Source organism: Blastomonas sp. (assembly GCF_041747255.1).
Classification (GTDB): Bacteria; Pseudomonadota; Alphaproteobacteria; order Sphingomonadales; family Sphingomonadaceae; genus Blastomonas.
In genome coordinates this window covers 1-6,155 of sequence record NZ_JBGTFM010000247.1, presented here as the reverse complement: position 1 = coordinate 6,155, position 6,155 = coordinate 1, and the positions used below count along the sequence as shown (strand labels likewise).

Sequence of the window (6,155 nt, the reverse complement as noted above, 5' to 3'; positions counted from 1 at the left end):
CAGCCACGGCTGCATCGCGGCCAGCGCTTCGGGCGCCAGCGGGGTGGTTGCCTGATAATCGAGATAGATCGGTTGCGGCGCGGCCATCAGCGGCTCACCCGCGCGCGAATGGCCTGCCACTGCTCGATGAAACGATAGATGTGCGCGCGGCTGGTCGATGGCCCGAAGCTCACCCTGATCACCTCGCCCGCCGCCTTCTCATCCCATCCCATCGCGGCCAGCACCGCACTGGTCTTGAGCGTGCCAGACGAGCACGCGCTGCCAGCCGACACCGATATTCCGGCCAGATCGAACTGGATTAGCTGCGTGTTGGCGGCGACTCCAGGCATATGGTAGCTAGCGATGGTCGGAATGCGCGGCGCGCTGCCCGCGACGATATCGCCGCCGCCGGCGCGGATTGCGCTGTCGAGCTGGTGGCGCAGGTCTGCCGCGCGCTCCAGCCAGTTGCGCGAGGCTTCAAGCGCGGCGGCAAATCCCAGTGCGCCAGGCAGATTTTCGGTCCCGGCGCGGTAGCCCTTTTCCTGCCCGCCAGTGGGGTTGATCAGGCCCAGATCGCGCACCAGCAAAGCGCCGATGCCGGGCGGCCCGCCCAGCTTGTGCGCGGATACAACGATCATGTCCGCATCAGGCAGTGGTAGCTTTCCGGCGGTTTGCGCGCAATCGCACAGCAGCACCGCGCCGAGTGCCCGTGTGCGTTCGGTCACTGCGGCGATGTGTTGCAACACACCGGTCTCGCTGTTGGCAGATTGGGAGATCACCAGCGCCTGATGCCCGGTCGCCCCAAGCGCCCGGTCAACGCTGGCGATGACCAGCCTGCCCTGCAAATCCACCGCAAGCCTCAGCGACCGTTGGCTGACATCCGCATGATCAACATGGCGCAGCACCGCATCGTGTTCGGTCGGAGAGACAATCCAGCCGCTCACCCGCGTGCCGTGCATCGCCAGCTTTACGGCCTCGCTCGCGCCGCTGGTCAGGATGACATCGCCGGTCCATCCCAGCGCAGCAGCGATCCGGGCCCGCGCATCCTCAAGTGCTGCGCGCGCTGCCCGGCCATCAGCATGGGGCGACGATGGATTGGCCCAGATATCGACGCCCTGCAGCATTGCGGCCCGCGCCTCGGGCAACATGGGCGTCGTTGCGGCATGATCCAGATAGATGCGTGGTTCAGCCATCTTGGGCGTCATCAGGCGTAATTCGAGCGCGGTTCATGCTTATGCTCTAACCAAGCGGCCTGCCCTTGCCACGCATTTTGTTGCTTTTTCATGCCTGGTTTGCGTATAGCGCGCTACTTGCGCTGCGACATCCACCATTATCGCGCGCCAATTTCCTGACACCATCCCATGTGAAAGCCCACACCATAATATGCCAGCCGTCATCTTTCCCGGTCCCGAAGGCCGCCTCGAAGGCCGTTTCAGCCCTGCCCCGCGTCCCCGCGCACCGGTCGCGATGATCTTGCACCCGCATCCACAGGGCGGGGGCACGATGAATGACCGGATCACCCAGGCGCTTTACAAGACCTTCGTGCGGCGCGGTTTTGCGACATTGCGGTTCAATTTTCGCGGGGTCGGGCGCAGCCAGGGCACGTTTGACAACGGCATCGGCGAACTGTCCGACGCTGCCTCTGCGCTCGATTGGGTGCAAAGCTTTCACCCGGAGGCGCAGACCACATGGGTTGCAGGCTTCAGCTTCGGCGCATTGATCGGCATGCAGTTGCTGATGCGGCGGCCCGAGATTCGGGGCTTCATCTCAGTGGCGCCACCGGCCAACATGTACGATTTCAGCTTCCTCGCCCCCTGCCCCGCATCGGGCATCATCGTACAGGGCGCGGCGGACACCATCGTGGCGCCCAATGCGGTACAGAAACTGGTCGACAAGCTGCGTACGCAAAAGCACATCACCATCCATCATGATGAAATCCCGCGCGCCAACCATTTCTTTGAGCACGAGCTCGACGACATGATGCACTCGGTGGACAATTATCTCGACATGCGCCTCGCCCCGGATTCGCCGATCAAATAGGTCGCTATCCGGCGACCACGGTCTGCTCGATGGCTCCGAAGATGGTGTGCTCTCGTTCATCATGCACATCGATGCGCACCGTGTCGCCAACTTTCAGGAACGGGGTCGTCATGTCACCGGTGGTGATCTTTTCGATCATCCGCAGTTCGGCGATGCAGCTGTAGCCGCGTCCACCTTCAGAGATCGGCTTGCCCGGCCCGCCATCTGCATCGCGGTTTGAAACGGTGCCCGATCCGATGATCGACCCCGCGCGCACCCGGCGGGTCTTGGCGAGATGCGCGATCAATACGCCGAAATCGAAGGTGCAGTCGTCAGAAGCCACCGCGCGGCCGAACGGCTGGCCATTGAGATCGACCATCAGCGCACGGTGCAGCTTGCCGTCCTGCCAGTATGCGCCCAGCGCGTCGGGGGTCGCGAACACAGGCGAAAATGCGCTGGCGGGCTTTGACTGCACAAAGCCAAAACCCTTGGCGAGCTCATCCGGAATCAGGTTGCGCAGCGACACATCATTGACCAGTCCGACCAGCCGGATGTAGCTGTGCGCGTCATCCGGGCTAACGCCCTGCGGCACGTCACCGGTGACCACGACGATCTCCGCCTCCATGTCGCAGCCCCAGGCTACGTCCTTGAGCAAGATCGGGTCGCGCGCGCCTTGCAGGTCGTCCGAGCCTCCCTGATACATCAGCGGATCGGTCCAGAAGCTCTCGGGCAGCTCAGCGCCGCGCGCCTTGCGCACCAGCTCCACGTGATTCACATAGGCGCTGCCATCCGCCCACTGATAAGCGCGCGGCAGGGGTGCTGCGGCATCATGTTCGTGAAACCGCTCTTTGGGGATCGCATCATGCTCAAGTTCGCGCGCCAGCAGTTCAAGATAGGGCTTGAGCTGGTCCCAGTTGTCGAGCGCCGCCTGCAGCGTCGGCACGATGTGCGATGCGTCGGCATACCAGGCAAGATCGTTTGAGACCACGACCAGCTGGCCATCGCGTCCGTGCTTGAGTGACGCCAGTTTCATAAATTTACCCTTCTGGATCCTTGTGCAGCCAATCGGCATGGCGCGGCGCCTTTTTGGTCTGGCTCCATTCTTCGAGCATCAGCGGCGCGACGCGCTGCAGTTCATCATACTGCGCTTTCGTGCCGATGTTGCAAGCCAGTTCAAGCCGGTGACCGTTCGGATCGAAGAAATAGATTGAGCGGAAGACGCCGTGGAAGGTCGGCCCCAGTACATCAATGCCCTGCGCCTCGATATGCGCCTTGGCGGCAAGCAGCGCATCGACCGTCGGCACCTCAAAGGCGATGTGCTGCACCCAGGTTGGGGTATTGGGGTCCTTGCCCATGTCGGGCTGGTTGGGCAGCTCAAAAAACGCGATCACATTGCCGCCGCCGCAATCGAGGAAGATGTGCATATACGGGTCGTATTCGCCCGTGGACGGCACATGGTCTTCGGCAAAGGCAGTAGTGAAACTGGTGCCCAGCACGCGGGCATACCAGTCCACAGTCTCTTTCGCATCACGGCAGCGATAAGCGACGTGGTGGATGCGGCTCAGCGCAAACGGCGGTGCCTCGCTCATGCCTCTGACTTTGCAGGGATTACGCCGCGTTTGATCTGGTCAAGCTCGATGCTTTCAAACAGCGCTTTGAAATTGCCTTCGCCAAAGCCGTCATTGCCCTTGCGCTGGATGATCTCAAAAAAGATCGGCCCGACCATGTTCTCGGTAAAAATCTGCAGCAGCAGCCCGCCGCCGGTCTCGGGCGCGCCATCGATCAGGATCTTGCGCTTGCGCATTTCGGCAATGTCATGGCCGTGGCCTGGCAGGCGCGCATTGATGCCATCAAAATAAGTGTCGGGGCTGTCCTGGAAGCGGATGCCGCGGGCGCGCAGCGTATCAACCGTCGCGAAGATATCATCGGTGGCGAGCGCAATGTGCTGGATGCCCTCACCACCATAATCGCGGATAAACTCCTCAATCTGGCTATGGTCATCCTGGCTTTCGTTGAGCGGGATGCGGATCTTGTCATCGGGCGCGGTCATCGCGCGGCTGAACAGTCCTGTCGACTGGCCTTCGATGTCAAAATAGCGGATTTCACGGAAGTTGAAGAGCTTCTCATAGAATGCCGACCACACGTCCATGCCGCCGCGCTTGAGGTTGTGGGTCAGATGGTCAAGCGTGTGCAGGCCGACACTGTTGCCGTTGCGCGACGCTCCATCGACCGGCACGAAATCAATGTCGTAGATCTCAGCCGCGCCATAGCGATCCACCAGATACAGATTCGCCCCGCCGATGCCCTTGATCGCCGGGATGTTGAGCTCCATCGGCCCAACCGGCCCGGTGACCTGCTCGGCGCCATTGGCGAGCACAAAGGCCAGCGCCTTTTGCGCATCTTTGACCCGGAACGCCATCGCATTTGCGGACGGGCCATGCTTGGCACGAAATTCGGCAACCTGACCCTCGGGCTCCATGTTCAGGATGAAGTTGATGTCACCCTGCGTATAGCGCCGCACATTCTTTGACCGATGCGTCGCCAGATGGGTGAAGCCCATTGCGACAAACAGGTCGGCGAGCTGCTCGGGCTCGGGGTGCGTAAATTCGACGAATTCAAACCCGTCAAGGCCAGCGGGATTGGGATGGCTCTGCTCAGTCATGGCGCTTGACTCCGATTGGGTAGGGGAACCGCAATATAGTATCAAATGAAACTGGTTGGCAAGTGGGCTGGCATGCGCTGCAAGCGAACGCTAGCCCCTTACCTCTTCCGCCGCCAGCCGGTCCGCCTGATCCAGCAGCTTTACCAGCAGAGCGCCCAGCTGTGTGCGTTCGACCTCGTCCAGCGCTGTCAGCATCGCCGTTTCCATCTGCAGCGCGAGCGGCATGATCTCCGCGTAGAGCGCACGGCCCGCGTCGGTGAGCGCGAGATGATGCGAGCGCCCGTCGCTGGCGTTGGGAGCGCGGGCGATGAGCGCGCGGTCGCCCAATGCGCCGGTGGCGCGGTTGACCGCGACCTTGTCCATGCGCGTTGCAGCGACAAGCTCACGTTGAGTCGCCGCGCCGACATCACCAAGCACCGCCATCACACGCCATTCGGGGATCTTGAGGCCGAAGCGTGTGCGATATTCGCGCGCAATCAGGTCGCTCACCGCATTCGAGGTGATCGACAGCCGATAGGGCAGAAAGTCAGCAAGGCGGGTGGCGGTGCGAGACATGGTTGCCCGAAGCTATTCAATGTCGACCTTCACGCCAAGCCATATCGTTCGCGGGGCGGCGCGCTCAATGATTCCGCGGCCGCTGATCGCCGCCTGCACGGTTGTATCGAACAGGTTTTCCGCGCGCAGCTCAACGAGCAGGTTGCGGCTGATGCGATATGCGGCACGCGCATCAAGCGTCAGCGCGTCATCCAACCGCAGCGCGCCCAAGTCATCCTCAAACTGCGCGCCAGTGTAGCGCAGCGTCGCGTTGACGCCGCTATCCCCACCTTGCGGAAACCAGCCGATTGAGCCTGTACCGAAATGCTTAGGCACCTGCGCGGGGCGCAGCCCGTCAATCGCGCCCTGCCCCGCAGCAGCCTGCACCACGCTGTCGACATAGCTGTAGGCAGCAGCGAGCCGGAACGCGCCGATATCCGCGCGGGACTCAACCTCGACGCCCTTCGCCTCGACCGCATCGAGATTCTGCCGCTGGCTAAATGCGCCCGCCGCAGAGACGAACCCGACGCCCGGGAAAGTACCCGGCCCGCGCGCCAACGTCACATTGGCAATGGCATTGTCCAGCCGGTTCCAGAACACAGTTGCGCCCAGCCGGATTGTATAAATCTCATAATCGAGCCCAAGTTCAACACCACGCAGCCGTTCGGGCGCGAGTGCGGCATTGGCGGCGGTGGCATCGGGGCCGACCCGGAACGGCCGATACAGCTCGTTCAGCGTGGGCAGCCGCCAGCCCAGATAACCCGCGCCGCGCAACGTCAGCAATGAAGCCGCGTCCCAGGCAAAACCCAGCCGTCCGGTGCCTTCCCAGCCGCTGCGATCAGCAAAATCGGTGGTGGTGAGCGCCGCGCCGGTGGCGAGCACGGTTTCGCGCGACCGCCCATCGCTCAGCCGCCAGTGGTCGGCGCGGCCACCACCGGTGAGGATCAAAGTCGGGCTCGCC

Annotated in this window: 7 protein-coding genes; 1 reads left to right on the top strand and 6 read right to left on the bottom strand. The window is 62.5% G+C overall.

What is annotated here, in order from left to right; all coding sequences use genetic code 11:
- Positions 1-86: 86 nt before the first annotated feature.
- Complete coding sequence (locus tag ACEW8G_RS08605; protein WP_373488015.1) at positions 87-1,172, bottom strand: cysteine desulfurase family protein; 1,086 nt, start codon at positions 1,170-1,172, stop codon at positions 87-89.
- Between the two features lie 190 nt (positions 1,173-1,362).
- Between ACEW8G_RS08605 and ACEW8G_RS08600 the strand changes: the two genes are divergently transcribed.
- The gene (locus ACEW8G_RS08600) at positions 1,363-2,019 is read left to right on the top strand and encodes an alpha/beta hydrolase (RefSeq protein ID WP_373488014.1); all 657 of its coding nucleotides are present in this window, start codon (positions 1,363-1,365) and stop codon (positions 2,017-2,019) included.
- A 4-nt stretch (positions 2,020-2,023) separates the two neighbouring features.
- On the opposite strand, the gene ACEW8G_RS08595 is transcribed toward ACEW8G_RS08600, so the two are convergent.
- The 5 genes from ACEW8G_RS08595 to ACEW8G_RS08575 all read right to left on the bottom strand — a co-directional run.
- Positions 2,024-3,031, bottom strand: coding sequence for a fumarylacetoacetate hydrolase family protein (locus ACEW8G_RS08595; protein WP_373488013.1), 1,008 nt, complete (start codon positions 3,029-3,031; stop codon positions 2,024-2,026).
- A 4-nt stretch (positions 3,032-3,035) separates the two neighbouring features.
- Positions 3,036-3,587: a VOC family protein gene (locus tag ACEW8G_RS08590; protein WP_373488012.1), complete on the bottom strand. Its 552-nt coding sequence runs from the start codon at positions 3,585-3,587 to the stop codon at positions 3,036-3,038.
- A complete protein-coding gene (gene hppD / locus ACEW8G_RS08585; RefSeq protein WP_373488011.1) occupies positions 3,584-4,660 on the bottom strand; it encodes a 4-hydroxyphenylpyruvate dioxygenase in 1,077 nt (358 codons plus the stop codon). The genes ACEW8G_RS08590 and hppD overlap by 4 nt, the downstream gene beginning before the upstream one ends.
- A 90-nt stretch (positions 4,661-4,750) precedes the next feature.
- Positions 4,751-5,215: a MarR family winged helix-turn-helix transcriptional regulator gene (locus ACEW8G_RS08580; RefSeq protein WP_373488010.1), complete on the bottom strand. Its 465-nt coding sequence runs from the start codon at positions 5,213-5,215 to the stop codon at positions 4,751-4,753.
- Between the two features lie 12 nt (positions 5,216-5,227).
- Positions 5,228-6,155 (bottom strand): TonB-dependent receptor (locus ACEW8G_RS08575; RefSeq protein WP_373488009.1); only part of this gene is annotated, 928 nt, incomplete at its 5' end.

Excerpts from the sequence above, each read along its gene's own strand:
- ACEW8G_RS08580 (WP_373488010.1), bottom strand. The coding sequence starts at position 5,215 with ATGTCTCGCACCGCCACCCGCCTTGCTGACTTTCTGCCCTATCGGCTG.
- ACEW8G_RS08595 (WP_373488013.1), bottom strand. The coding sequence starts at position 3,031 with ATGAAACTGGCGTCACTCAAGCACGGACGCGATGGCCAGCTGGTCGTG.
- ACEW8G_RS08605 (WP_373488015.1), bottom strand. The coding sequence starts at position 1,172 with ATGGCTGAACCACGCATCTATCTGGATCATGCCGCAACGACGCCCATG.
- ACEW8G_RS08600 (WP_373488014.1), top strand. The coding sequence starts at position 1,363 with ATGCCAGCCGTCATCTTTCCCGGTCCCGAAGGCCGCCTCGAAGGCCGT.
- ACEW8G_RS08590 (WP_373488012.1), bottom strand. The coding sequence starts at position 3,587 with ATGAGCGAGGCACCGCCGTTTGCGCTGAGCCGCATCCACCACGTCGCT.
- hppD (WP_373488011.1), bottom strand. The coding sequence starts at position 4,660 with ATGACTGAGCAGAGCCATCCCAATCCCGCTGGCCTTGACGGGTTTGAA.